Source organism: Afipia broomeae ATCC 49717, from assembly GCF_000314675.2.
Classification (GTDB): Bacteria; Pseudomonadota; Alphaproteobacteria; order Rhizobiales; family Xanthobacteraceae; genus Afipia; species Afipia broomeae.
In genome coordinates, this window is the sequence record NZ_KB375284.1 from 680,071 (window position 1) to 705,972 (window position 25,902).

Sequence of the window (25,902 nt, forward strand, 5' to 3'; positions counted from 1 at the left end):
CAGGATGACGTTTCCTCGTCGCGCGTCCTGTGCTTTACGTTTCCCATGCGCTTCACCCTGACAACCTGGAACATCAATTCGGTGCGGCTGCGCATCGATCTGGTCGCGAAATTCATCAAGGCGGTGCGGCCCGATGTGCTGTGTCTCCAGGAAACCAAATGCATCGATGACGCATTCCCGCTGAAGCGTTTCAAGCGGCTCGGCTATGAGCACGTCGCGCTCAACGGCCAGAAGGGTTATCACGGCGTCGCCATCGTCTCGAAAATTCCGTTCGAATCGAGCGACGTGCGCACGTTCTGCGGCAAGGTCGATTCGCGGCACATCTCGGTGGCGTTCGGCTCGAAGGCGCAGATCGCCGACCCGCTGATCGTGCATAATTTTTATGTTCCTGCCGGCGGCGATATTCCCGATCCCGCGCTCAATCCGAAGTTCGAGCACAAGCTCTCGTTCCTCGACGAGATGCGCGACTGCGAGCCGCTGCATCCGAAGCCCGCCGACCGGCATATTCTCGTCGGCGATCTCAACGTCGCGCCGCACGAGCATGACGTCTGGTCCCACAAACAGCTTTTGAAGATCGTGTCGCATACGCCGATCGAATGCGAGAAGCTGCTCGGCATACAGGCGCAGGGCAACTGGATTGACGTCGCGCGGCAGCGAATTCCGCTATCCGAGAAAGTCTATTCCTGGTGGAGCTACCGCTCCGCGGACTGGAGCGCGGCGAACAAGGGCCGCCGCCTCGACCACATCTGGGTTTCACAGGCGCTCGGCGACAGCGTTCGTGATTTCAAAATCACCAGGGACGCGCGCGGCTGGGAGCGCCCGTCAGACCATGTGCCGGTCACGGCGGTGCTTGATGTGTGATTTGGGATAGGACGCGATAAAACTATCGCAGCGTCTCGGTCACCCGGACCATTGCCCCCGCCGCCGCGTTGGTGCGCGCGGCGAAATCATCGCGCAGACGTCGTGCCGCTTCGGGATGACTTTCGAGCACACGCTGGAACAGGCTGCGCGAAATGCGCAGCACCGACGACGGTTCGAGAGCCGTCGCCGTCGCCGGCCGCGCCATCGGAACCACCAGCGCGAGCTCGCCGATCAGAACGTTCTGGCCCGCAATGGCTTCATGACCATCGTCCGAAGCCACGCGAAACGCGCCGTGCCGAACAATGAAACCGGAATCCGCAGGATCGCCCTGTTCGAACAGCCGCTCGCCGAATCCGTAATCGCGCTGCTCGGCGCCGATCGCAAGCACCTGCAACGCCGCCGCGCCCAACAAATTCAGTGTCGGGACGCGCGAAAACAGGGCGATGTCGTCTTCAATAGCCATAGGGCGCCGAGATGGATCGGCGATTGATTCGCCTCATGGCACCAGCTTATAGCCGCCAGACTCAGTCACAAGAATTTCGGGATTCGCGGCGTCCTTCTCCACCTTCTGGCGCAGGCGATAGATATGCGTTTCCAGCGTGTGGGTGGTCACCCCGGAATTATAACCCCAGACTTCCTGGAGCAGGGTCTCGCGCGACACCGGCATCTGCCCGGCGCGGTAAAGGAAACGGAGGATCGCGGTTTCCTTCTCGGTGAGCCGGACCTTCTTGGCATTGGCGCCGGTCAGCATCTTCGAGCCCGGGCGGAAGCTGTACGGACCCACCGAAAACACCGCGTCTTCACTGGCTTCATGCTGGCGCAGCTGCGCACGGATGCGGGCCAGCAGCACGGCGAATCGAAAAGGCTTCGCGACATAGTCGTTCGCGCCCGATTCGAGCCCGAGAACCGTGTCCGAATCGGTGTCGTGGCCGGTCAGCATGATGATCGGCGACTTGAAGCCGCCCTTGCGCAGGCTGCGGACCACCTCGCGGCCATCGGTGTCGGGCAGGCCGACATCCATCAGCACAAGGTCGGGAGAGTTGCTTTTCGCCGCCAGCGCGCCCTTTGCGCCGGTATCGACGGCGGATGCCTCGAACTCCTCGTGAAGCGACAACTGCTCCACCAGGGCATCGCGCAGATCGGTGTCGTCGTCCACGATCAGGATCTTGCGGGCGTTGGCCATTGCATCCAGTCCTTTAAAATTCGGCTTGTATATAGAGGGTCCGGAGAGCGATCTCGAAGAACCTCGGCGAAATAGAGCATTTGCAGGCGAAAGCGCAAGCCGGAGTTGTACGCAGTCACGGGAACCAATTATGGGAAATCTAGGCTTTCCAAGGGCTTATCGAACACCGTTGCGTGATCGGCCGCTTTCCGCTGTCCGGGTTCATGCTGCCGCCGGCCGGCCCAACCAGGGTTGGCTGGTGGCGGGCACCCATATCCTACCGGTCGCGCTTGGACGCGGCGGAATCAAGGCCAACAAGTTCGAAGGCGATGGCGGAACACCCCGCGGCATATTCCGGCCGGTGCGGCTGTGGTGGCGCGCCGACAGGCACCCCCGGCCGCGAACCTATCTTCCGGTCCGGGCGATCGGCCCTGCGGACGCCTGGTCGGAAAATCCCGCCGACCGGCATTACAATCGCGCGGTCAAACGCGCGCCCGGCGAGGACGGCGACCGGCTGGCGCGGGAGGATCATCTCTATGATTTCATCATCGAGATCGACCACAACACCCGGCCGCGCATCGCGAGGCGGGGCAGCGCGGTTTTCCTGCATCTCGCCCGCGAAAAATTCTCGCCAACCGCCGGCTGCGTCGGGCTGACGCGCAGTGGGATGCTGCGCTTGCTGGAACGGATCGGACCGCAGACGAAGATCGTGATCGGTGACATTGCAAGCTACTCGTCATTGCGAGCGAAGCGAAGCAATCCACTGTAGCAAAAAGCTGGATTGCTTCGTCGCTGGCGCTCCTCGCAATGACGATGGAGTTCTTCGTGCAGAAACTACCGCTTTCCGAAGATCGCGGAGCCGACACGCACATGGGTTGCGCCGAGCTGAATCGCGGTGGCGAAATCCGCGCTCATCCCCATCGATAACAATTTCAGTCCGTTGCGCGCTGCGATCTTGGCGTTCAGCGCGAAATGCGCCGCAGGCGGATCCTCGACCGGAGGGATGCACATCAGTCCGGAAATTTGCAGACCGTAGACGTCGCGGCATCTCGCAATGAATGCATCGGCATCCGCCGGGGCGATCCCCGCTTTCTGCGGCTCCTCGCCGGTGTTGAGCTGAACGAACAGTTGCGGATGACGGCCTTGCTTAACGATTTCCTTCGACAGTGCCTCACAGAGACTGGCGCGGTCCACCGAATGAATGGCGTCAAACAGCGCGACGGCCTCCTTGGCCTTGTTCGATTGCAGCGGCCCGATCAGGTGAAGCGCAAGACCGGAATGTTCGGCCATTAGCGGCGGCCACTTGGCTTTCGCTTCCTGCACGCGGTTCTCACCGAACACACGCTGACCGGCGCGGATCACCGGCGCGATGGCGTCGCCATCGAATGTCTTCGACACTGCAACCAGCGTCACCGAGGAGCGATCACGGCGCGCGTCCTTGCATGCGCGCGAAATCTCGCGCTCCACCCCGGCGAGACCGCTTGGTGAATCAGATGTTACCGGCGGCATATTATCCACAGCCATCGATGTAAACTTGCCTTCAAATTAAGGATCATTCGAATTTTAGCGAATTCAAAAAAGGGTCCTTGAACCCTTTTTTGTAGTGTTGGCGTGGGGCAAGGGAATACTGATGTCAATCGCCAGCTTCGGCCGCAACACGTCAAAACTCAAGGCGCTATTCGGGATTCGTGCCCGTCTTGTGCTTTTGGCGTTGATTCTGGTCGTGCCTTTGATGCTCGACCGCGTCCGCCTGCTGGAAGACTCGCGCTCCAGGCAGATGATGCAGGCCGCAAACGAACTCTCCGAGCTCGCAAAACATACCGCCGATGCGCAGCGCGAAATCATATCGACGGTGCAGGCCGTTGTGAAATCCTCCGCCTACATCTATGCCGCCGGTTCCCAGCAGGGCCGCGGTTGCGCGGTGATGCGCGCCAGCATGCGGGTCGATCTGCCGTGGATCAGAAACCTTTCGATCATCGGCCCGGAAGGCAAGATCGACTGCTCGACAAAGCAAAGCATCGTCGGCTTTGATCTCAGTGACCGCGATTATGTCCTCAAGGCGCGTGAGCTTCACGATTTCGTTCTCAGCGACTTCATCCCGAGCCGCATTACCAGCCTGCCGACGATGATTGCGGCGTATCCGGTTTCGGCGGTGGACGGCCGGCAGGAATCGGTGGTCATCGCTGCGATCGATCTGAAATGGATGTCGCAGCTGCTGGTGAATCGCGGCGGACGTTCGGGCGTATCGGTCGTCCTTGTCGACGGCGCGGGAACGATCCTGGCGTCCCCACCCGAAAGCATGAATCTGATCGGGCAGAAGCTTAAGGACACCTCGCTGCTGGAAGCGGTCACGCTGCGTGAAATCAATCTCGATCGCGAATATGGATCGATCTCCTTCGAATCGGCCGATGGCGAGAAGAAGGCCGTATCGTTCGCGCGGGTTACCGGCACAAAGGCCCGCATGATTGTCAGCGTCAATCAGTCCCTGATGCTGAGCGACATCAACCGTGACATCCGGACTGCATACATCCAGCTTGCAATCGTGGTTCTCGCGACGCTGCTCGGTGCCTGGTTCGCCGGCGAGCGCCTCATCATCCGGCCGCTCCGCGCGATGACAGAAACCGCCAATCGTTTTGGCCGCGGCGAATTTTCGGCGAGGGCATCGAATGCCTCGCTGCCAAGAGAGTTCATTCCGCTCGCCAGGGCGTTCGATACCATGGCGTCACAACTCTCCGAGCGTGAGCGCGAAATGGCCGCCGCCAACGACCGGCTCACCGTCATCGCATCGCTCGATCTGGTGTCCGGGCTGGCCAACCGCCGGGGCTTCCAGAGCCGGCTCGAATTCGAGTGGATGAAGGCACTGCAATCCGACACCCGGCTTTCGCTGCTGATGATCGACGTCGATCATTTCAAGCTTTTCAACGACACCTACGGCCATCCCGAAGGCGACGCCTGCCTCAGCCGCGTCGGCGAGGCGCTGTCGACAATCGCGGATGCCTATGCCGGCTTCGCAGCCCGTTATGGCGGCGAGGAATTCTGTTTGTTGCTGCCGAACAGCAGTGCGGCCCGCTCGCTGCAGGTGGCCGAAAAAGTTCGCACAACAATCGAAGAACTGACGATTCCGCACGTCACCAGCGATTTCAAGCACGTCACCGTCAGCGTGGGCATCGCGACGGTCACGCCGGGCAGCGCCCAGCCGCAAGACGATCTGATCGAGGCCGCGGACGCGGCGCTGTATGCGGCCAAACGCCGGGGGCGGAACACGGTGGTCGAACACGGCCTGATCCTGCCTGCCGATCGGCCGGTTTCCCTAGCCGGCTAAGGGCCGCGCAGGCCATATTTGCGCCTAAAGCGTTGACCCCTCGCGGTCTTTTGTGGCTAGTCTGCCGCCTCCTGAATCCCCCTTTGGCAGACGACCCATCCGATGAGCACCGAACGCTATAACGCCCGCGAATCCGAGCCACGCTGGCAAAAGCTCTGGGACGAGCGGGCGATTTTCGCCACGCGCAACGACGATCCCCGGCCGAAATATTACGTGCTCGAGATGTTCCCCTATCCGTCGGGGCGCATCCACATGGGTCACGTCCGCAATTACACCATGGGCGACGTGGTCGCGCGCTACATGCGCGCCAAGGGCCACAATGTGCTGCATCCGATGGGCTGGGACGCCTTCGGCCTGCCGGCCGAAAATGCCGCGATCGAGCGCAAGGTGGCGCCGAAGGCATGGACCTACGAGAACATCGCCGCGATGAAGAAGCAGCTTCAGACCATGGGGCTGTCTCTCGACTGGTCGCGCGAATTCGCGACCTGCGATCCGAGCTACTACAAACATCAGCAGAAGATGTTTCTGGATTTCATGAAGGCTGGGCTCGCCGAGCGCGAAAAGCGCAAGATCAACTGGGACCCGGTCGACATGACCGTGCTCGCCAACGAGCAGGTGATCGACGGCCGCGGCTGGCGCTCCGGCGCCGTCGTCGAACAGCGCGAAATGAATCAGTGGGTCTTCAAGATTACGAAGTACTCGCAGGATCTGCTTGACGCGCTCGACACGCTCGATCGCTGGCCCGACAAGGTGCGGCTGATGCAGCGCAACTGGATCGGCCGCTCCGAAGGCCTGCTGATCCGTTTCGCCCTCGACCCGGCGACTGCCCCCGGCGGCGAGAACGAACTCAAGGTTTTCACGACGCGTCCCGATACGCTGTTCGGCGCCAAGTTCATGGCGATTGCGCCGGATCATCCGCTCGCGCAGGCAGCGGCGGCGAAAAACCCGAAGCTCGCCGAATTCATTGCCGAGACCAAACGTCAGGGTACCGCGCAGGAAATCATCGACACCGCCGAGAAACAGGGCTTCGACACCGGCATCAAGGCCGTGCATCCGTTCGATCCGGACTGGAAGCTGCCGGTCTATGTCGCCAACTTCGTGCTGATGGAATACGGCACCGGGGCGATCTTCGGCTGCCCCGCGCACGATCAGCGCGATCTCGATTTCGTCAACAAATACGGTCTCGGAAATACGCCGGTGGTTTGTCCGCCGGACGTCGATCCGAAATCGTTCGTCATTACCGACACCGCCTATGACGGCGAAGGCCGCATGATCAACTCGCGTTTCCTTGATGGCATGACCATCGCGGAGGCGAAGGAAGATGTTGCCAGGCGCCTCGAGAGCGCAACGCGCGGCAATACGCCGGTCGCCGAGCGGCAGGTGAACTTCCGCCTGCGCGACTGGGGTATCTCGCGCCAGCGCTACTGGGGCTGTCCGATCCCGGTTATTCATTGTCCGACGTGCGATGTGGTGCCGGTGCCGGACAAGGATTTGCCGGTCGTGCTGCCGGAGGATGTGACCTTCGACAAGCCGGGCAATGCCCTCGATCATCATCCGACCTGGAAGCACGTCACCTGCCCGCAATGCGGCGGCAAGGCGACACGCGAAACCGACACGATGGACACGTTCGTCGATTCGTCGTGGTACTTCGCGCGCTTCACCGACCCGTGGAACGAGAACGCGCCGACGACACGCAATGTCGTCGATCGCATGATGCCGGTCGACCAGTATATCGGCGGCGTCGAGCATGCGATCCTGCATCTGCTGTACAGCCGCTTCTTCGTCCGCGCGATGAAGGCAACAGGGCACATCGGCATGGACGAGCCGTTCGCCGGCATGTTCACGCAAGGCATGGTGGTGCACGAAACCTACAAGAAGCAGGACGGCACCTTTGCCTCGCCGGCCGAGATCAGCATCGAGACCGTCGGCGACAAGCGCAGTGCGACACTGCTGACGACGAAAGAGCCGATCGAGATCGGCCCGATCGAAAAGATGTCGAAGTCGAAGCGCAACACTGTCGACCCCGACGACATCATCGGCACCTACGGCGCCGACACCGCCCGCTGGTTCATGCTGTCCGACTCGCCGCCCGACCGCGACGTGATCTGGAGCGAGGAAGGCGTGCAGGGCGCCGGCCGTTTCGTCCAGCGCATCTGGCGGCTGGTAAATACCGCCGCTCCGCTTCTGCCGAAGCCGGGGACGGCCATCCCGGAAAACAACGACGGCGCGATGGCGCTCCGGCGCATCGCGCACCGCACCCTTGCGGATGTCTCCACCGCGATCGAACGGCTGCGGTTCAACACCGCGATCGCAAAGCTCTATACCTTCGTCGGCGCGCTGGGCGACGTCGTCGACGGGCCGGCGAAATCCCTGCAGACCGACCCCGCCGTCGCAGCGGCGGCGCGGGAGGCATTCGACATCCTGGTCCGGCTGATCTCCCCGATGATGCCGCATCTGGCCGAGCAATGCTGGCAGGCGCTGGGGCATCAGGAACTGGTTTCGGAGGCAAATTGGCCTGAAACCGAAGCCAAATTGCTGGTCGATGACACAATTACGCTCCCGGTGCAGGTTAATGGCAAGAAACGCGCGGATGTCACGGTCGCCCGAAATGCTTCAAATGGGGAAATTGAGGCTGCCGTTTTGGTACTCGATGCAGTAAAATCGGCACTGGACGGGAAATCTCCCCGAAAAGTCATTATCGTTCCGCAGAGGATCGTGAATGTCGTGGTTTGATAAGCGCATCGCTGTCCGGCTCATCGCCGTGGCTGCCCTTGCGGCCCTGACGGCCGGGTGCTTCCAGCCGATGTACGGCGAGCGGAGCGCGACCGGCGGATCGGCCCTGCGCGAGAAGCTGCAAGGCGTCGAGGTTCCCCCGCTCAACCTGCCGAACGGTTCACGCGAGGCGCGGCTTGGTGTCGAGATCCGCAACAATCTGATGTTCAACATGTACGGCAGTGCCGTCGGCGGACCGCCAACCCACCGTCTGGTGATGCGGCTCACCACATCCCGCCTGTCGATCATCGTCGATCCCACCACCGCCCGGCCCGACATCGAAAACTACGGCATCGATGCGACCTATGAGCTGAAGGACAACGCCACCGACAAGACGGTCTTGACCGGTACGACCTTCTCGCGCGTGTCCTATGACATTCCGGGACAGGCACAACGCTTCGCCCGCTCGCGCGGACTGCGTGACGCCGAAGACCGCGCTGCCAAGGTCATCGCCGACAATATCAGCCAGCGTCTCGCATCGTTCTTCATCGCCGGCACCTGATCGACACTCAGCCCTGAGATAATTGTGGTCGCGCTTCGCGGGAAAGAAATCGACGCGTTTCTGGCCCGGCCCGATCCATCGCGGCCGATCATCCTGCTCTATGGTCCCGACGCTGGCCTCGTGCGCGAGCGCGCCGACGCCTTGATGGCATCGGCCGTGGACGATCCGAACGATCCTTTTTCCCTGGTCAGGATGGACGGCGACGAACTCGCCGCCGAGCCGTCACGGCTGGTTGACGAAGCCATGACTGTGCCGCTGTTCGGCGGCCGCCGCGCGATCCGGATTCGCGCCGGCTCGCGCAGCTTCGCAAGCGGCATCGATACGCTGGCCGAGATGCAGCCGAAGGATTGCCGCATCGTCATCGAGGCCGGCGAACTGCGCCCGGATGCGCCGCTGAGGAAAGCCTGCGAGAAAGCCAAGACCGCCGTGGCCATCGCCTGCTACGCCGACACCGAGCGCGATCTTGCGAAGCTGATCGACGACGAACTGCGGCTGTCGAATCTGAAGATTGCGCCGGACGCGCGCGCAGCGCTGACGTCGCTGCTCGGCGGCGACCGGCAGGCGTCACGCAACGAGATTCGGAAAGTCGCGCTTTACGCCCATGGTCAGCGCGAGGTCACACTCGATGACGTGGTCGCCATCGTGACCGACGCATCTGGCCTGGCGCTCGATCCGATCGTCGACAATGCCTTTGCGGGACGTGCCGCCGATGTCGAAACGGCCTTCGCCAAAGCGATGGCCGCAGGCACCTATCCGGGCTTGATTATCATGTCGGCGCAGCGCCACGCAGCGCTGCTGCACAAGGCGCGTCTGTCGATCGAAGAGGGCCGCAGCGAACTTGAAGCACTCGACAGCGGATTTCCGCGGCTGCACTTTTCGCGCAAGACGCTGGTCGAAACGGCGCTGCGCAACACCAGCTCCGAGCGTATGGCCCGGGTCATGGCGCAACTGGCCGACGCGGCGTTCGACATGCGCAAGCAGTCGTCGCTGGCGGAAGTCATTGCACAGCGTGCGCTGCTTGCAATTGCCGTGAATACGCGGCGGCGAGGGTAGCGTTACTCGGTTGTCATCACCGGGCCTGTCGGGTGATCCCGATTACCAAGGCACTCTGCTCAATTGGTCGAGATGGCCGGGACAAAGGGGCGTTCGCGCCCGTCTTCGACGGGCTATGCCCGGCCATGACATCTTTTGCCGAAGCAGTTACTTGCCTGCTTCCAGCCGCCGCAAAATCTCGTCGAGCTGATCGAGATCGGTGTACTTGATCTGCACCGTGCCGCCCGGATTGCGGTGATCGACGCTGACCTTCAGGCCGAGCACATCGCTGACCCGCTTTTCGAGCGCGATGGTGTCGGGATCTTTGACCTTGGCAGAACCGCCACCGCGCGCCTTCTGGGCGCCGCGCTCCGGCACGCCTTCTTCATGCGCCAGCGCTTCGGTCTGACGCACGTTCAGACCTTCCTCGACAATTCGCTTTGCCGCGGCTGCGGCATCCGGCACGCCGATCAGCGCGCGCGCGTGACCGGCCGACAGTTTGCCTTCGGCGATGTAGGCCTGAACCTGATCGGGCAGCTTGGTCAGGCGCATCATGTTCGCGACATGGCTGCGGCTCTTGCCGACGATCTTGGCGATGTCTTCCTGGCTGCGTTTGAACTCCGCGGCGAGCGCGTGATAGCCCTGCGCTTCTTCCATCGCGTTCAGGTCGGAGCGCTGCACATTCTCGATGATCGCGATTTCGAGCGCGTCGCTGTCGTTCACTTCGACAGTGACGATCGGCACATCGTGCAAACCGGCGCGCTGCGACGCGCGCCAGCGCCGCTCGCCGGCGATGATCTCGAAACGATCCTGCGCGCCCTTCACCGGCCGCACCACGATCGGTTGAATTACGCCATGCTGCTTGATCGACGCCGACAGTTCATTGAGTTCTTCGTCGGAAAAAGTCCGGCGCGGATTGCGCGGGTTGGCTTTCAGAAATTCGATCGGAACGCGTCGCGGCGTGCGGGCGGGACGGTCGACATGCGCCGCCTCGCCGCCAACATCTCCGATCAGACTTGCAAGACCGCGACCCAGTCGCGAACGCTCCTCGGCCATTGCCGCTTCCCTCGCACTCAACTCACGCACTCCTGCTTCACAAACTTTTCGGTGCGGCGATCTTCATCGCCGCCAGCATTCACGTCGCAGGATCAATGCGTGCGCAACTCGCGCTCGCGCTGAATGACTTCAGTTGCGAGTTTCAGATACGCTTCGCTGCCGACGCACTTGAGATCGTAGACCAGAACCGGCTTGCCGTAGGACGGCGCTTCGGAAATGCGCACGTTGCGCGGGATCATGGTGTCGTAAACTTTCTTGCCCATGAACTGGCGCACATCGGCGACGACCTGGTTCGACAGGTTGTTGCGCGAGTCGAACATCGTCAGCACGATGCCGTGAATCGACAGCGTCGGGTTGAGCGTCGAGCGCACCTGCTCCACCGTCTGCAGCAACTGCGACAGACCTTCGAGCGCGAAGAACTCACACTGCAGCGGAACGAGAATGGCATGCGACGCCGCCATGGCGTTGACGGTGATGAGGTTGAGCGACGGCGGGCAATCGACCAGCACGTAGGTGTAGTCGGTGTCCGGCGCGACATTGACGTTGAGATCGGCGATGGCGTCGCGCAGACGAAACGCGCGGTCGCGCGTGGTGCCGAGTTCGAGTTCAAGACCCGAGAGATCCATGGTCGAAGCCGCGATGTGCAGGCGAGGCACCGCGGTCGGGATGATCGCCTCGCGCAGCTTGGCCTCGCCGACCAACACGTCATAGGTCGAGCAGCTGCGGTTGCGGCGATCGATGCCCAGACCGGTCGACGCGTTGCCCTGCGGATCGAGATCGACGATCAGCACCCGCTCGCCGATGGCAGCCAGCGCAGTCCCGAGATTGATCGCGGTCGTGGTCTTGCCGACGCCGCCCTTCTGATTGGCCAGCGCCAGGATCCGGGGATGACCCCGCTCGCCCGTCGCCGCGCCGTTTTCGTCCTCAAAAATTCCGCCGATGCCAACCATGTGCCTGGCCGCCTTGTACCTGTTACTGCCGGACGATTATCGCCGCTCGATCCTGTTGAGCTCGACGATCCAGCCGTGTCCGCCTGTGCGGCTGGGATGCAAAATGGGCTCGATATTCCAGTATTTAGTAGCTTCCGTCAATTCAGACTCTATATCTTGTCCCTTTAGAAAGAGTGCTTTCGCGCCCCGGCTCACCAAAGGTTCTGCATAGCCCAGCAATATATGTAGTGGAGCGACCGCGCGCGCTGTGACGCAATCTATCGGCGCCTTTGAGCTATCCACATAATCCCCGATGTCGGCGAGGATAACCGAGCCAGCGCCGCCGGTGACCCGCAGCGCTTCGCGCAGGAACGCCGCCTTCTTGGCGATTCGTTCGACAAGCTGGACGGACGCACCTTCATGCTCCGCCATCGCGCAGGCCAGAACCACCCCGGGAAAACCACCGCCACTGCCGAAGTCCAGCCAACGTCTTGCCGACGGCGCGAGATCCAGAAGCTGGAGCGAGTCGGCAATGTGCCTGGTCCAAAGCTGCGGAAGCGTGGAGGGCGCGACGAGATTGGTCTTGGCCTGCCACGCCACCAGCAAATCGACATAGCGATCGAGCCGTGCCTCTGTTTCACGTGAAACAGGCGTGAGCGCCAATGCCGCCGCCTTGTCCGAAGCCGGGATGGAAATGGGGGCCGGTTTGGCCATGGGATGCCTCAGGCCGACGCGACGGCCGACCGGCGTCCCTCACGGCGGAGATAGGCCGCGAGAATTGCCAGCGCTGCCGGAGTCATGGCCTCGATCCGGCCCGCCTGCCCGATGGTCCGGGGCCGAACCTTCTCCAACTTCTGCCGGGCCTCATTTGAAAGGCCCGGAACGGCGCCGTAATCGACATCGGTCAGCACCAGACCTTCGTCGCGGCGGAAGGCCTGCACGTCGGCGGCCTGGCGCGCCAGATAAACGTCGTACTTGGCATCGATCTCCAGATGGACGGCGATCTTCGGGTCGATCCCGTTAAGCTGCGGCCAGATCGATACCACGCTGGCCCACTCGACCTCCGGATAGGCCAGCAGCTCGAATGCTGTCCGGCGCTGGCCATCGTGGTTCAGCATCAGACCGTGCTTTGCGGCCTCGTTCGGTGTTACGGAGAGGGATTTCGCCAGTGATTTCGCGGTGTTAAGTTCGGCCATCTTGGCAGCGTGACGCCCTGCCCGTTCGCTGCCGACGCATCCCAGGGCAATGCCCCGTTCGGTCAGGCGCTGATCGGCATTGTCGGCCCGGAGGGTCAGACGGTATTCGGCCCGGGAGGTAAACATCCGGTACGGTTCGGTGATCCCGCGCGAGGTCAGGTCGTCGATCATCACGCCGAGATAACCGTCGGCGCGGTCGAACACGACCGGTTCAGCGCCACTGGCCAGCAACGCGGCATTCAATCCGGCCACGAGACCCTGCGCACCGGCTTCTTCATAGCCGGTGGTGCCGTTGATCTGTCCGGCCAGGAAAAGGCCCGGCACGCGCTTGGTCTGGAGGGTCGGATCCAGTTCGCGCGGATCGACATGGTCGTATTCGATGGCATAGCCCGGCCGGACCATTTTCACCTGCTCGAGGCCCGGAATGGTCGCCAGAATTGCCTGCTGGACCTCTTCCGGCAGCGAGGTCGAGATGCCGTTGGGATAAACCGTGGTGTCGTCCAGCCCTTCCGGCTCCAGGAAGATCTGATGTCCGTCGCGGTCGCCAAACCGGACGATCTTGTCCTCGATGGAGGGGCAGTAGCGGGGCCCGGAGCTCTTGATCTGGCCGGAATACATCGGCGAGCGATGGACATTGGCCCGGATGATCTCATGGGTCGCGTTGGTGGTCCGGGTGATTCCGCATTCGATCTGCGGGGTCATGATCCGGTCGGTCAGCACCGAAAACGGCTCGATCGGATCGTCTCCGGGCTGCATTTCCACCGCCGACCAGTTGATCGTCGATCCGTCGAGCCGCGGCGGCGTCCCGGTCTTGAGACGGCCCAGGATAAATCCGGCTCGCTCAAAGGATTTGGATAGACCCATCGCCGGCGCTTCCCCAACCCGGCCTGCGGGCCAGTTCTTCTCACCGAGATGAATCAGCCCTCGCAGGAAGGTCCCGGTGGTCACGACCACAGCGCCAACGGCAAATTCCCGCCCATCGCCAAGACGAATCCCGCAGATTCGGCCATCGGACAGCAAAAGCTCGTCGGCTTCGCCCTCAATCACGGTCAGGTTGGGCGTGCCCCGGATTTCCGCCTGCATCGCCGCCGCATAAAGCTTACGGTCGATCTGGGCACGGGGACCACGCACAGCCGGTCCCTTCCGGCGATTCAGGACCCGGAACTGGATGCCACCCTGATCGGCCATCCGGCCCATCAGGCCATCCAAAGCATCGATTTCCCGGACCAGATGGCCCTTTCCCAGGCCTCCGATGGCAGGATTGCAGGACATCGCGCCGATGGTTGCAAACTGATGGGTCACAAGCGCCGTTTTGGCACCCGCGCGCGCGGACGCCGCCGCGGCTTCACAGCCGGCGTGGCCTCCTCCGATCACAATGACGTCGAATGTCTGCATGGTCAGACTTCTATCGCGTTGGTGCGAAAGCTGAAAGACGGAAATCGATCTGACGTGTTTCACGTGAAACAATGAAAGGTTCCGCCGCCTGTTTCACGTGAAACAGGTCCAGTGGCCGACCAGAACCTCAGTCGGCCAGTGGCCTACTTGCCAATACAGAACTCGCGGAAGATCACATCGAGGATGTCCTCGACATCCACCCGTCCGGTCAAACGGCCCAATGAATGAATCGCGATTCGTAGCTCCTCCGCGAGAAGCTCCTCTCCCTTTCCGGCCGAGCGCCCTGCCCGGTCCAGTGCCGCCACGGTCTCGCGCAGCAATGTCCGGTGCCGGGCGCGGCTGACCAGCGCCATTTCGCCCGCCCCGAAGTAATCCTGGGCATAGGCCACCAGCGCCGCGATCAACTCCGGGACGCCGTCGCCCTGCGCGGCGGAAATGTCGAACTGCGCCCCAGCCCCGCCCTCGCCCTTCGCCGCAACCAGATCGACCTTGTTGCGGACGATCCAGACCGGCGCGTGGTCGCCTTCGTTCTGCGGCGACGGCGCGGCCTTGTCGTTGGCATCGACAAGCCACAGCACCAGGTCGGATGTGCGGGCGCGATCGCGCGCGCGGCGCACGCCCTCCTGCTCAACCGGATCATGGGTGTCGCGCACACCTGCGGTGTCGATCAGCGTCACCGGATAGCCGTCGAGATCGAGATGGACTTCGATCACATCGCGCGTGGTGCCGGCATGCGGCGAAACAATCGCAGCTTCGCGCCGCGCAAGACGATTGAGCAGCGTCGACTTACCGGCGTTGGGCGGACCGGCGATCGCAACCGTGAGACCTTCGCGCAGGCGTTCACTTTGTGCCGATGAACAAAGGGTTTCTTCGATTTCAGATTTGAGCGCTGCGATCCTGCGCAGCGCCGGCGCGACAAGCTCTGCCGACACATCGCCCTCGTCCGAGAAATCGATCCCCGCTTCGATCAGCGCCGACGCTTCAATGATCTGCTGCCGCCAGGTCTCGGCGCGCACGCCAAGCAAACCCTTCAGATGCCGCAACGCCTGACGGCGCTGACGATCGGTGTCGGCGTGGATCAGATCGTCGAGACCTTCGGCTTCGGTCAGATCAAGCTTGCCGTTCTCGAACGCGCGGCGCGTGAACTCGCCCGGCTCCGCGGGACGCAAGCCGTCGATAGATCCAAGCGCATCGAACATCGCAGCAATGACGGCGCGTCCACCATGGACATGAAATTCTGCGACGTCTTCCCCGGTCGCGCTGCCCGGACCTGGAAACCAGAGCACCACCGATTCGTCGATGGCGCTGCCGTCGAGGTCTCGCAAAGTCGCAAGATGCGCCACGCGGGGTGTCGGCAGTTTCCGGCACAGCCGCTCAACCGCTGCCCTCGCCTGCGGGCCAGACACGCGGATGATGGCTATCGCCGACGGGGCACGGCCGGACGACAGGGCGAAGATGGTCTGGTCAGCGGAATGCATGCCTATTTGTCGGACACCCGTCCGGCAGGCAACGAAAAATCCCCGAAGGCCGTGACTCTATGATTGCTGCGACGCAATATGTTGCAGCGTCTACCGCAATAATTTTCCATATTGCGATGCACAATCAAAGTTCATCCGCGCGCTGCGATCATCATCTCCGAGAGCGACACGCGCTGCCTCCCGTCCCGGTCGAAATTCTCCGGCACCAGCCACCTCTCGTAAGCGCCTTTCAGTGCCGGCCACTCGCTGTCGAGAATCGAAAACCAGGCCGTGTCCCGGTTGCGGCCTTTGACCACCAGATGATTGCGGAAAATTCCCTCGAAGCGAAATCCGAGCCGCAGCGCGGCGCGGCGCGATGGCGCGTTGAGCGAATTGCACTTCCATTCGTAACGCCGGTAGCCGAGCTCATCGAACACATAGCGCATCAAAAGATACATCGCCTCGGTAGTGGCCGGCGTCCGTTTGAGTGTGTCGGCATAATGGATGCTGCCGATCTCAATGACGCCATTGGCGGGATCTGGCCGCATGAACGCGCAAACGCCACCGGCGCGTCCCGACGCGCGGTCGATGATGGCGCTGTAAATGTAATCCTTGCTGTTCGCAGCTTCGGTTAGCCAGGTCAGAATGCCGGCGTCATCCGCAAAGGGACCGATGAACAGATACACCCACGATGCTTCATCGGTGTCTCTGAATGCAGCGAGCAGATCGTCACCGTGACGCGCAACATCGAGCGGTTCGATACGGCAGGTGCGGCCATCGATCGTGACCGGTTGCGGCGACGCACGGCGCGTCCAGCCGGGCAGAGCAGCGCCGAGCGGAAGACTGGGATTTAACGACAAGACACAACCTCCCTTGCTGCCGCAGCTTGTGCCGATGCGAGCAGCGCAATCATCCTGACGTGGTAGGCCGAAAATGCAAATGCCCGGCACATCGATACGAAGACGTGCTTCGCACTGACGGGCCGGGCATCGCAAAACAAGCTGACCGCTGCTGGCGGTCAGAAGTTCTTAGGTGTTCATCGAGTCGAAGAACTCTGAGTTGTTCTTGGTGTTGCGGAGCTTGTCGAGCAGGAAGTCGATCGCGTCCATGGTGCCCATCGGATTAAGGATGCGGCGCAGGACGTACATCTTCTTGAGCAACTGCGGATCGGTGATGAGCTCTTCCTTGCGCGTACCGGAGCGCGAGATGTCGATCGCCGGGAAGGTGCGCTTATCCGAAACCTTGCGGTCGAGAATGAGTTCGGAGTTGCCGGTGCCCTTGAACTCTTCGAAAATCACTTCGTCCATGCGGCTGCCGGTATCGACCAGTGCCGTCGCGATGATGGTGAGCGATCCGCCTTCCTCGATGTTACGTGCGGCACCGAAGAAACGCTTCGGGCGCTGCAACGCATTGGCATCGACGCCGCCGGTCAGCACCTTGCCGGAGCTTGGCACAACGGTGTTGTAAGCGCGGCCGAGGCGCGTGATCGAGTCGAGCAGAATGACCACGTCGCGGCCGTGTTCGACCAGACGCTTGGCCTTTTCGATCACCATCTCGGCGACCTGAACGTGACGCACCGCCGGCTCGTCGAAGGTCGAGGACACAACTTCACCCTTCACCGAACGCTGCATGTCGGTGACTTCTTCCGGACGTTCGTCGATCAGAAGAACGATCAGATAGCATTCCGGATGATTGGCGGTGATCGAATGCGCGATGTTCTGCATCAGCACCGTCTTGCCGGTGCGGGGAGGCGCGACGATCAGCGCGCGCTGGCCCTTGCCGATCGGAGCGACGATGTCGATGACGCGGGCCGAAAGATCCTTGCGTGTCGGATCATCGAGTTCGAGACGGAAACGCTCGTCCGGAAACAGCGGCGTCAGGTTATCGAAGTTGACCTTGTGCTTGGACTTCTCGGGGTCCTCGAAGTTCAGCGTGTTGACCTTGAGCAGCGCGAAGTAGCGTTCGCCTTCCTTCGGGCTACGAATATGGCCTTCAATGGTGTCGCCGGTGCGCAATCCGAAGCGGCGGATCTGCGATGGCGAGACATAAATGTCATCGGGGCCGGGCAGGTAATTGGCGTCCCATGAGCGCAAGAATCCAAAACCGTCGGAGAGAACTTCGACGACGCCTTCACCGATGATGTCGGTTTCCTGGATCGCAAGCTGCTTGAGAATGGCGAACATCAGCTCCTGCTTGCGCATGGTGCTGGCATTTTCGACCCCAAGCTCTTCGGCGAACGAGACAAGCTCCGCCGGAGTTTTGGTTTTGAGGTCCTGTAGTTTGATTTCCCGCATTGGGGTTGTCCTGTGGAGCATGTGGAGAAAAAGAGAGGGGAGGGGAGCGGAAGGTTCAGCCTGCTGACGACATACGGACTAAAAACGCGATCAGAAGTCCGCAGGTCTTGAGCGAGGAAGGTGCCGGGAGGCTTCGAACCTGATGTGGCGGCCGGTCCAACAATGAGACCGGGACTCAACCACATCCGCCTGCGTTCGGTGGGATGACAAGAATATAGAAAATCGTCCGGGTCTTCGCAAGCAGGTCGTTGCCGCTTCATTTGGCAACGCGTTGTCCTAAAACGGTTTGACGATCACCAGAATGACAATTCCGATCATCAGGACAGTCGGTACTTCATTGATAATACGGTAGAATTTCTGACTTCGGGTATTCCGGTCACTGGCGAAATCCCGCACCCGGGCTGCGAAAAATCCATGAACGCCCGACAGAATCAGCACCAGCAGGAATTTTGCGTGAAACCAGCCTGAAACATACCAGCCACCCTGCCAGACCAGCCATAAACCGGCCAGCCAGGTCACGATCATCGCCGGATCGATGATCGCCCGCAGCAATCGCCGCTCCATCACCTTGAATGTCTCGGACTGCTTCGATCCAATTTCAGCTTCACAGTGATAAACAAACAGACGCGGCAGATAGAGCATACCTGCCATCCAGGAAATCACGGCGATCACATGCAGCGCCTTGATCCATTCGTACATCGCGTCTTCTTCTCTGCTGAGCTTATTGTTGCCACGAAACCGGTCTTTCCAGTTTCGACGGGCAGGAACCAATTTCTGCTCGGTGGGTTGAGCAGCATCGGTAGATGACGCGAGAAGGGGTCTGTCCGCAAGCACCACTTCCTTAAAGAATCCTTTTAGATTCTTAAGTTTGATTAAGTGTAGCCGTGATTAGCGCTCGCGCATTTCTCTCCAGTGTTTATCCAGTGTTCGTCCACAAGCCGCCGGCTTGTACCCGCTGCTGGTCTCTATGAGAGCCGTGGAAAATACGCCGATGGTTTCAAGCATTTGCCTGCTGTTGGCCCGCCATTATCCCAAGACAAATCCACACAACCCCGCTACCATCGAAGTGAAGGTTAGATTTCATCCCGAAATCAGCGCTGTGAATGAATAGGCGAGTTATCCCGGCTGGTGCCGACGGGTGCCTGAGCGAGGCCAATATGCCCACAGGGATTCACAGCGATTCACAGCCGCCGGATTGAGCGGAAACGGGTTCGACACGCCATGGCGCCTACCACCGGCAGTTATTTTCACCTCCACATGATTTCCGATTCGACCGGTGAAACGCTGATCACCGTCGCGCGTGCAGTGGCTGCCCAATACTCCAACGTCTCGCCGGTGGAGCATGTCTATCCCCTGGTTCGCAGTCAGAAGCAGCTCGATCGTGTTCTCGCGGAAATCGAGGAAGCGCCGGGAATCGTGCTGTTCACGTTGCTGGAAAAGGATCTGGTCGAGCGGCTTGAAGCCAAATGCCAGGAAATCAATATTCCGAGCCTGTCGATCATCGGTCCGGTGATGCAGTTGTTTCAGGCCTATCTCGGCACCGAAACCTCGCGCCGCGTCGGCGCGCAGCACACCCTCAACGCCGAGTATTTCAAGCGGATCGACGCGCTGAACTACACGATGATGCATGACGACGGGCAGCACGTCGAAGGGCTGGAGGAGGCCGATGTGGTTCTTGTCGGCGTCTCCCGCACATCGAAGACCCCGACCTCGATCTATCTTGCCAACCGCGGCGTTCGCACCGCCAACGTTCCGCTGGTGCCCGGAATTCCAATCCCGCATCAGCTTGAAACGCTGAAGAATCCCCTTGTGGTCAGCCTTCATGCGACACCAGAGCGATTGATACAGGTGCGGCAAAATCGCCTGCTCGGCATCGGCAAGACCGGCGACGATACCTATATCGATCGTCAGGCCGTGACCGAGGAAGTTGCGTTTGCCCGGAAACTCAGCGCGAAGTTCGACTGGGCGCTTCTCGATGTGACACGGCGCTCCATCGAGGAAACCGCCGCGGCCATCATGAAGCTCTTTGCCGATCGCCAGCGTCAGAAGGCATCGCAAACGTGACTGTCTGGCGTGAACGGCAACCTTTGATTCTGGCGTCGCAGAGTGCTGTGCGAAAAAGCCTGCTTGCGAATGCAGGTATCGCCGTTGAGACCATCCCGGCTGACATTGACGAACGTGCCATCCAGGACGAATCAGGTCTGAAAAATCCGGGTGAGATCGCGGCGCTCCTTGCCGGCGAGAAGGCAAAGTTTATTTCTCTCAGGCATCCGGGCCGGTATGTGGTCGGGGCGGATCAGACGCTGGCGCTGGGCGAACGGCTTTTCAGCAAGCCCGCAAATCGCGCCGCGGCTTCGGCGCAGATCGCAACGCTGTCCGGGCAGACCCACGAATTGCACAGTGCGGTCAGCGTGACAAAGGACGGTGCGCCGCTGTTTTCCCATGTCAGTGTGGCGCGCATGACGATGCGGGCCCTGACTGAGCGCGAGATCGCCGCTTATATCGATGAGGCCGGCGACGCGATCACCGCAAGTGTCGGCGCCTATCAGCTGGAACGCACCGGCGTGCACCTGTTCGAGCGCATCGAAGGCGATCATTTTACGATTCTGGGATTGCCGCTGCTGCCGCTGCTTGGTTTTCTGCGCAGCCGCAACCTGCTGGCTGTTTGATGAAAGAAGTGACGATGCTGCTGCTGGGTTTGACCGGTTCGATCGGGATGGGGAAATCGACCACCGCGAAGCTGTTCGAGGAGGCTGGAGTGCCGGTCTATGACGCCGACGCCACGGTTCATAAGGTCTATGAGGGTGAGGCTGCGCCGGCGGTGGAAGCGGCGTTTCCGGGCAGTACGGTGAACGGCAAGGTGGATCGGCAAAAGCTGTCGGCCATGGTCGTGAACAACGCCGATGCCATGAAAAAGCTTGAGACCATTGTGCATCCGATGCTGCGCAGTCATCAGCTCAGGTTCCTCAGCGATGCGGAAAAGTCCGGTGCGCCGGTGGCGGTGCTCGATGTGCCGTTATTGTATGAGACCGGCGGTGAGAACCGCGTCGATGCGGTGGTGGTTGTCACCACCGCGCCGGAGATCCAGCGCGAACGTATCCTGGCGCGGGACAACATGACTCCCGAGAAGCTGGATGCCATTCTGGCGCGCCAGCTTCCCGATGCCGAAAAGCGCAAACGGGCGGATTTTGTGGTGGACACATCCCACGGCCTGGACCCGGTGCGGCAGCAGATCGGTGAAATTCTCCGCGAAGTCGTTAAAATGCCAAGACGCCGAAGCTGATTCGCTAAACCAACCTGCATTCTCACATTCATGCGCGAAATCGTTCTCGATACCGAAACCACAGGCCTCGATCCGCTGCGCGGTGATCGGCTGGTCGAGATCGGCTGTGTCGAGATGATCAACCGCATGCCGACGGGGCAGACGTTCCACGTCTACCTCAATCCCGAGCGCGACATGCCGCAGGAAGCCTTCGCGGTGCACGGGCTGTCGAGTGAGTTTCTCGCCGACAAGCCGTTGTTCGCGGCGGTGGCTGATGATTTCCTGACATTCATCGGGGACGCGCCGCTGGTCATTCACAATGCGTCGTTCGATATCGGCTTTATCAACGCGGAACTGACCAAGGTTTCGCGGGCGGCGATCCCGCGAGACCGTCTGGTCGACACCCTGACGCTGGCGCGCCGCAAACATCCCGGTGTGTCGAACCGGCTCGACGATCTGTGTTCGCGCTACGCCATCGACAATTCCCGCCGCACCAAGCACGGCGCGCTGCTCGACGCGGAACTGCTGGCGGAAGTCTATATCGATCTGATCGGCGCGCGGCAGTCGCAGCTTATTCTGTCGGAAACGCGCCAGTCGTTCAGCACGGGACAGACCGATGCACCGCGCCGGCAGCGCGAAGTTCCGCTTGCGCCGCGCATCACCGAAGCGGATGTCGCCGCACACACAGCCTTCGTCGCGACGCTGGGCGGCACGCCGGTCTGGAACGAATTTTCCAAGGAAACCTGAAGCGGCGCGAAGGTGCGCCGCTGAGCCCTAAGCCCGGTTCAAGCCTTAGCTCGGCTTGACCTGCTGCTGCTGTTCGGCCTGACGCGCCATGTTCTGGCGGTAGAGGCCGACGAAATCCACCGGGTCGAGCATCAGCGGCGGGAAGCCACCCGAGCGCACCGACGTCGCGATGATTTCGCGGGCGAACGGGAATAGCAGCCGCGGGCACTCGATCATGATGAACGGGTGCATGCTGTCCTGCGGGACGTTCTGAATGCGGAACACGCCGGCATAGATCAGTTCAAAGGCGAACAGCACAAGATTGTCGGTCTCGGCCTTGCCCTCGATGGAGAGCGCGACTTCAAAGTCATGCTCGGCAACCGCGTTCGCGGTGACATTGATCTGAATGTTGATGGTGGGCTGCTTCTCCTGGGCCGCCAGCGAAGCCGGAGAGTTCGGATTCTCGAACGAGAAGTCCTTGATGTACTGCGCCAGGACGTTGAACTGGGGCGGGGCCGCGTTCTCGAGAGGTGCACCGTTGCCGTTGGTCATGAGTAGATCTCTCCGAGAAGGTGGAAGCGGAATCGCCCAGGGAGCTATCCGGTCCGGGAACTGCCTGCGAAAAAGGCTCTGGCGGCGGAAACGTCCGCTTCGGGAATGGGACAGGCCTTTGTTGGGGCGAGTGGCTATCATAGCCTTGCCTCATTCGACAAGGACGATAGGCCTCATTCTGTTGCGTTTCGGCTGGCTCTGACCGCTGGATCGGGTAGAATTAAGCGAAACAGGCGCCGTGAATGCCCCAAACCCTGTCTTTTGGGCGCTTCAAAGCGCGGCATATGGCGGTGTTGGCTGGACCGGGTTTCGTGCCTACATGTGACAGGTAAATTCGTTGGTGCGCCATCCGGGTTGTTTTTCGGGTTGCGTGAAGCACCGATCAGAAAGTGAAGCGACGTGGATATTTACACTATCATTTTTCTGGCTCTGGCCGTCTTCATCTTCCTGCGGCTGCGCAACGTATTGGGACAGCGCACCGGTGACGAACGTCCGCCGTTCGACCTGCCGGCGCGGGGCAATGCGCGCATGTCCGACAATGTCGTGCCGCTGCCCGGCAAAACCATCGATCAGGCGCCGCTGGCGCCATCGGCCGAACCTGCGGTCGCGGTTGACCGGTGGAAGGGAATTGCCGAATCCGGATCAGCGCTTGCACGCGGTCTCGATCAGATCGCGGTTTCAGACCCGTCATTCGATGCGCAGCATTTCATCAGCGGCGCCAAGAGCGCGTATGAGATGATCGTGCTCGCGTTCGCCAATGGCGATCGGCGCACGCTGAAGGATCTGCTGTCGTCCGAGGTCTATGAAGGATTCGAGGCGGCGATCAAGGAACGCGAGCAGCGCGGCGAAAAGGTCGAGACCCGGTTCGCGTCGATCGACAAGGCCGAGATCGTCAACGCGGAAACGCGCGATCGGTCCGCCCAGATCACCGTCCGGTTTGTGTCCCAGATGATTTCGGTCACGCGCGACAAGGCCGGCACCGTCGTCGATGGCAATGCGGAAAAGCTCACCGATGTCACAGATGTCTGGACATTCGCCCGTGACATCGCGTCGCGCGATCCGAACTGGAAGCTGGTTGGGACGGAAAGCGGACAGTAACGACGTTGCTGCGCCCGGTGCACGAGCCGGGCGTTTTGGCGCGTGGCTGAAAGCGGGAGCGGCCGGACTTTGTGCCGCCGCCTTTGTTATCGCGGACGCCCAGGCGAGAGCGAGCCGCCATACCTCCCACGAACATCATGAACATCAAAGACGCGGACCGGTTGTCTGGCCGCTTGAATTTCCCGGCGCTCAGTACGCGCCGCTGAAATGGAGCGAGGTCGCCGGTTGGGCCGACGACGATCCGCTCCCCGCCTTCAAGACGTTTCGTGCAAGCTGCAAGCCGATTGCAGCGCAGAAGGCTCCGCTCGCAGAGAGCAAGGCGCTCGGCACGTCGCTGCGCGATTCCTGCATCGCCGCCAGAGCCGAGGATATTTCGGACAGCGCCAAGGCGCGCGAATTCTTCGAGAAGAATTTCACGCCGTTGCTGATTTCGCGGATCGGTGAGGACGCCGGCTTTGTCACCGGCTATTACGAGCCGATCGTGGACGGCTCGCGGGTCCAGACCGATGTGTACAACGTGCCGGTCTATCGGCGGCCGTCGAACCTGTTCGTGCGCGGATACTCGCAGGCCAATTCCAGCATGCCGAACAAGGGTCAGGTGTTCCGCAAGATCGGGCGGCGCAAGCTGGTGCCTTATTACGACCGCGCCGAGATTGAAGACGGTGCGATCGCAGGACGCGGGCTCGAAGTTGTGTGGCTGAAGAGCCAGACCGATTTGCTGTTCATCCAGATTCAAGGCTCGGCACGAGTCAAGCTCGAGGATGGCTCGGTCGTGCGCATCAACTATGATGCACATAACGGCTTTCCCTATATGCCCGTCGGCCGCATCCTGATCGAACGCAACATCATTCCCAAAGATCAGATGTCGATGCAGAAGATCAGGGAATACATGGAGCAGAGCCCGGACGCCGCGAAGGAACTGCGTCGGCAGAATCGCTCCTATGTGTTCTTTCGTGAGGTGAAGCTCGGGGCGGATGACGAGGCGGTCGGCGCGCAGGGCGTGCCGCTGACGGCGGGGCGTTCGATCGCGGTCGACAAGTCGCTGCACGTTTATGGCACGCCATTCTTTATCGAAGGCAACCTGCCGATTGAGTCAGACACATCGAACACGCCGTTCCGCCGGTTGATGATCGCGCAGGACACCGGCTCGGCGATCATCGGTCCGGCGCGCGCGGACATATATTTTGGTGCCGGCGCCGATGCAGGCCGCGTCGCCGGCCGCCTGAAGAATCCCGCCCGCTTCGTCATGCTGCTGCCGAACAGTCTCGATCCGGTTGCGCGCGGCAAGACCATGCCGCTGCCGGAAGACCGGCCGTCGGCGACCATTGCCAAACTTTTTCCCCAGACCGAGCCCGAGAAGCAGCCGGTGAAGGAGACACCGAAGGAAGCCGCTAAAGACGCGCCTAAGGAAACAGTCAAGGAAGCTGCGAAAGAGCAGCCCAAAACTGAATCAAAGACCGAAGCAAAGACTGAGCCGAAGGCTGTGCCCAAGGATCCGCCAGTCGATACGAACAAGACTGCTGCACCCAAAGAGCAGCCAGCCGCTCCAACTCCCCCTGCCGCAACAGCCGCGCCCGTCGCTCAGGCGGTGCCGTTGCCCGAAGCGCGTCCCAAGGCTGCGCCTGAAGCAACACCGGCAACCGTGAAATCCGATACGCCGCGCCGCTCAAAGCATCACCGGCGCACTCGTCATCGCCAATGAAACGTCCGCGTAATCTCGATCCACCGCCTGTGTCCCGACGAAAGCGCGCGCTCAGCCGCGAAGAGGTCGAACTGTGGGAAAGCGTGGCGAAACAGGCGAAGCCGCTGCGCAAGAGGCCGCGTTCGCTGAAGGCTTCCGCAGAAGCGCTGGACGAATCCCCGGTCGCTCCGAAGCTGGCACCGGCACCGAAATCGCCAGCGATGCATCGAAAGATTCCGGCCGCTCCGCCAGCGCCGCCGCCGCTTGCGCCGCTCGGGCGGCGTGAGCGCTCGCAGCTTTCACGCGGCCGGAAGGAGATCGACGCGCGGCTTGATCTGCACGGCATGACGCAGACCAAAGCGCACCGCGTGCTGTTGAGCTTCCTGCATCACGCGCAGGAGAATGGCATGGCCTTCGTTCTCATCATCACCGGCAAGGGCCGCACGGTGGGACCGGAGTCGGAGCGCGGCGTGCTCCGCCGTCAGGTCCCGCACTGGCTTGGGCTGCCGGAATTCCGCAGCTTAGTGATCGGCTTTGAGGAAGCGCATATCGGCCATGGCGGTGAGGGCGCGCTTTATGTGCGCGTCCGCCGGGCGCGGTAGGCC

The 25,902-nt window shown here is 61.4% G+C and carries 25 protein-coding genes; 13 read left to right on the forward strand and 12 right to left on the reverse strand.

Going from position 1 to position 25,902, the window contains the following annotated elements; all coding sequences use genetic code 11:
* The first annotated feature begins 45 nt into the window (after nucleotides 1-45).
* Nucleotides 46-861: an exodeoxyribonuclease III gene (locus tag HMPREF9695_RS22850; RefSeq protein WP_006023288.1), complete on the forward strand. Its 816-nt coding sequence runs from the start codon at nucleotides 46-48 to the stop codon at nucleotides 859-861.
* 22 nt (nucleotides 862-883) lie between these two features.
* Here the strand turns inward: HMPREF9695_RS22850 and HMPREF9695_RS22855 are convergent, their stop codons facing one another.
* The gene (locus HMPREF9695_RS22855) at nucleotides 884-1,324 is read right to left on the reverse strand and encodes a Crp/Fnr family transcriptional regulator (RefSeq protein ID WP_006023289.1); all 441 of its coding nucleotides are present in this window, start codon (nucleotides 1,322-1,324) and stop codon (nucleotides 884-886) included.
* A gap of 33 nt (nucleotides 1,325-1,357) precedes the next feature.
* Nucleotides 1,358-2,044, reverse strand: coding sequence for a response regulator transcription factor (locus tag HMPREF9695_RS22860; RefSeq protein WP_006023290.1), 687 nt, complete (start codon nucleotides 2,042-2,044; stop codon nucleotides 1,358-1,360).
* 130 nt (nucleotides 2,045-2,174) lie between these two features.
* Here HMPREF9695_RS22860 and HMPREF9695_RS22865 point away from each other — a divergent pair, with 130 nt between their 5' ends.
* The gene (locus tag HMPREF9695_RS22865; protein WP_006023291.1) at nucleotides 2,175-2,792 is read left to right on the forward strand and encodes a L,D-transpeptidase family protein; all 618 of its coding nucleotides are present in this window, start codon (nucleotides 2,175-2,177) and stop codon (nucleotides 2,790-2,792) included.
* Between the two features lie 65 nt (nucleotides 2,793-2,857).
* On the opposite strand, the gene HMPREF9695_RS22870 is transcribed toward HMPREF9695_RS22865, so the two are convergent.
* On the reverse strand, nucleotides 2,858-3,547 hold the full coding sequence (locus HMPREF9695_RS22870) for a YggS family pyridoxal phosphate-dependent enzyme (RefSeq protein ID WP_006023292.1): 690 nt from the start codon (nucleotides 3,545-3,547) through the stop codon (nucleotides 2,858-2,860).
* Nucleotides 3,548-3,653: 106 nt separating this feature from the next.
* Between HMPREF9695_RS22870 and HMPREF9695_RS22875 the strand changes: the two genes are divergently transcribed.
* The 4 genes from HMPREF9695_RS22875 to holA all read left to right on the forward strand — a co-directional run bounded on the left by HMPREF9695_RS22875 (nucleotide 3,654) and on the right by holA (nucleotide 9,672).
* Nucleotides 3,654-5,345 carry a sensor domain-containing diguanylate cyclase gene (locus tag HMPREF9695_RS22875; protein ID WP_006023293.1) on the forward strand — a complete coding sequence of 564 codons (1,692 nt, stop codon included), beginning with the start codon at nucleotides 3,654-3,656 and terminating at the stop codon, nucleotides 5,343-5,345.
* 102 nt (nucleotides 5,346-5,447) lie between these two features.
* The gene (gene leuS / locus HMPREF9695_RS22880) at nucleotides 5,448-8,078 is read left to right on the forward strand and encodes a leucine--tRNA ligase (protein WP_006023294.1); all 2,631 of its coding nucleotides are present in this window, start codon (nucleotides 5,448-5,450) and stop codon (nucleotides 8,076-8,078) included.
* Nucleotides 8,065-8,619, forward strand: a complete 555-nt coding sequence (locus tag HMPREF9695_RS22885; protein WP_006023295.1) for an LPS assembly lipoprotein LptE — start codon at nucleotides 8,065-8,067, stop codon at nucleotides 8,617-8,619. Before leuS ends, HMPREF9695_RS22885 begins: the two co-directional genes overlap by 14 nt.
* Nucleotides 8,620-8,643: 24 nt before the next feature.
* Complete coding sequence (holA, locus tag HMPREF9695_RS22890; protein ID WP_006023296.1) at nucleotides 8,644-9,672, forward strand: DNA polymerase III subunit delta; 1,029 nt, start codon at nucleotides 8,644-8,646, stop codon at nucleotides 9,670-9,672.
* Between the two features lie 147 nt (nucleotides 9,673-9,819).
* On the opposite strand, the gene HMPREF9695_RS22895 is transcribed toward holA, so the two are convergent.
* From HMPREF9695_RS22895 to hemJ, 8 genes are all read right to left on the reverse strand, one after another.
* Nucleotides 9,820-10,707: a ParB/RepB/Spo0J family partition protein gene (locus HMPREF9695_RS22895; RefSeq protein ID WP_006023297.1), complete on the reverse strand. Its 888-nt coding sequence runs from the start codon at nucleotides 10,705-10,707 to the stop codon at nucleotides 9,820-9,822.
* A gap of 92 nt (nucleotides 10,708-10,799) precedes the next feature.
* Entirely contained in the window at nucleotides 10,800-11,657 is an 858-nt protein-coding gene (locus HMPREF9695_RS22900) for a ParA family protein (protein ID WP_006023298.1), read from the reverse strand.
* 36 nt (nucleotides 11,658-11,693) lie between these two features.
* The gene (rsmG, locus tag HMPREF9695_RS22905) at nucleotides 11,694-12,350 is read right to left on the reverse strand and encodes a 16S rRNA (guanine(527)-N(7))-methyltransferase RsmG (protein WP_006023299.1); all 657 of its coding nucleotides are present in this window, start codon (nucleotides 12,348-12,350) and stop codon (nucleotides 11,694-11,696) included.
* Nucleotides 12,351-12,358: 8 nt separating this feature from the next.
* On the reverse strand, nucleotides 12,359-14,227 hold the full coding sequence (gene mnmG / locus HMPREF9695_RS22910; RefSeq protein WP_006023300.1) for a tRNA uridine-5-carboxymethylaminomethyl(34) synthesis enzyme MnmG: 1,869 nt from the start codon (nucleotides 14,225-14,227) through the stop codon (nucleotides 12,359-12,361).
* 143 nt (nucleotides 14,228-14,370) lie between these two features.
* On the reverse strand, nucleotides 14,371-15,705 hold the full coding sequence (gene mnmE / locus HMPREF9695_RS22915) for a tRNA uridine-5-carboxymethylaminomethyl(34) synthesis GTPase MnmE (protein ID WP_006023301.1): 1,335 nt from the start codon (nucleotides 15,703-15,705) through the stop codon (nucleotides 14,371-14,373).
* A gap of 131 nt (nucleotides 15,706-15,836) precedes the next feature.
* Entirely contained in the window at nucleotides 15,837-16,544 is a 708-nt protein-coding gene (locus HMPREF9695_RS22920; protein WP_006023302.1) for a GNAT family N-acetyltransferase, read from the reverse strand.
* 168 nt (nucleotides 16,545-16,712) lie between these two features.
* Complete coding sequence (gene rho / locus HMPREF9695_RS22925; RefSeq protein WP_006023303.1) at nucleotides 16,713-17,978, reverse strand: transcription termination factor Rho; 1,266 nt, start codon at nucleotides 17,976-17,978, stop codon at nucleotides 16,713-16,715.
* A 276-nt stretch (nucleotides 17,979-18,254) separates the two neighbouring features.
* On the reverse strand, nucleotides 18,255-18,677 hold the full coding sequence (hemJ, locus tag HMPREF9695_RS22930) for a protoporphyrinogen oxidase HemJ (RefSeq protein ID WP_006023304.1): 423 nt from the start codon (nucleotides 18,675-18,677) through the stop codon (nucleotides 18,255-18,257).
* A 522-nt stretch (nucleotides 18,678-19,199) separates the two neighbouring features.
* Here hemJ and HMPREF9695_RS22935 point away from each other — a divergent pair.
* From HMPREF9695_RS22935 to dnaQ, 4 genes are read left to right on the forward strand one after another with little or no spacing between them, the layout of a single operon-like run.
* Nucleotides 19,200-20,042, forward strand: coding sequence for a pyruvate, water dikinase regulatory protein (locus HMPREF9695_RS22935; protein ID WP_006023305.1), 843 nt, complete (start codon nucleotides 19,200-19,202; stop codon nucleotides 20,040-20,042).
* Nucleotides 20,039-20,647 carry a Maf family protein gene (locus tag HMPREF9695_RS22940; protein WP_006023306.1) on the forward strand — a complete coding sequence of 203 codons (609 nt, stop codon included), beginning with the start codon at nucleotides 20,039-20,041 and terminating at the stop codon, nucleotides 20,645-20,647. Before HMPREF9695_RS22935 ends, HMPREF9695_RS22940 begins: the two co-directional genes overlap by 4 nt.
* A gap of 14 nt (nucleotides 20,648-20,661) precedes the next feature.
* Nucleotides 20,662-21,261, forward strand: a complete 600-nt coding sequence (gene coaE, locus HMPREF9695_RS22945; protein WP_041713388.1) for a dephospho-CoA kinase — start codon at nucleotides 20,662-20,664, stop codon at nucleotides 21,259-21,261.
* A 30-nt stretch (nucleotides 21,262-21,291) separates the two neighbouring features.
* Nucleotides 21,292-21,987: a DNA polymerase III subunit epsilon gene (dnaQ, locus tag HMPREF9695_RS22950; RefSeq protein ID WP_006023308.1), complete on the forward strand. Its 696-nt coding sequence runs from the start codon at nucleotides 21,292-21,294 to the stop codon at nucleotides 21,985-21,987.
* 45 nt (nucleotides 21,988-22,032) lie between these two features.
* Here dnaQ and secB read toward each other — a convergent pair whose 3' ends face one another.
* The gene (gene secB, locus HMPREF9695_RS22955) at nucleotides 22,033-22,518 is read right to left on the reverse strand and encodes a protein-export chaperone SecB (RefSeq protein WP_006023309.1); all 486 of its coding nucleotides are present in this window, start codon (nucleotides 22,516-22,518) and stop codon (nucleotides 22,033-22,035) included.
* 399 nt (nucleotides 22,519-22,917) lie between these two features.
* Here secB and HMPREF9695_RS22960 point away from each other — a divergent pair, with 399 nt between their 5' ends.
* Genes HMPREF9695_RS22960 through HMPREF9695_RS22970 form a run of 3 tightly spaced genes read left to right on the forward strand, consistent with a single transcriptional unit; the run spans nucleotide 22,918 to nucleotide 25,899 of the window.
* Nucleotides 22,918-23,616, forward strand: a complete 699-nt coding sequence (locus tag HMPREF9695_RS22960; RefSeq protein WP_006023310.1) for a Tim44/TimA family putative adaptor protein — start codon at nucleotides 22,918-22,920, stop codon at nucleotides 23,614-23,616.
* The gene (locus HMPREF9695_RS22965; protein WP_006023311.1) at nucleotides 23,594-25,318 is read left to right on the forward strand and encodes an MltA domain-containing protein; all 1,725 of its coding nucleotides are present in this window, start codon (nucleotides 23,594-23,596) and stop codon (nucleotides 25,316-25,318) included. Before HMPREF9695_RS22960 ends, HMPREF9695_RS22965 begins: the two co-directional genes overlap by 23 nt.
* The gene (locus HMPREF9695_RS22970; protein WP_006023312.1) at nucleotides 25,315-25,899 is read left to right on the forward strand and encodes a Smr/MutS family protein; all 585 of its coding nucleotides are present in this window, start codon (nucleotides 25,315-25,317) and stop codon (nucleotides 25,897-25,899) included. Before HMPREF9695_RS22965 ends, HMPREF9695_RS22970 begins: the two co-directional genes overlap by 4 nt.
* The last annotated feature ends 3 nt before the right edge of the window (nucleotides 25,900-25,902 follow it).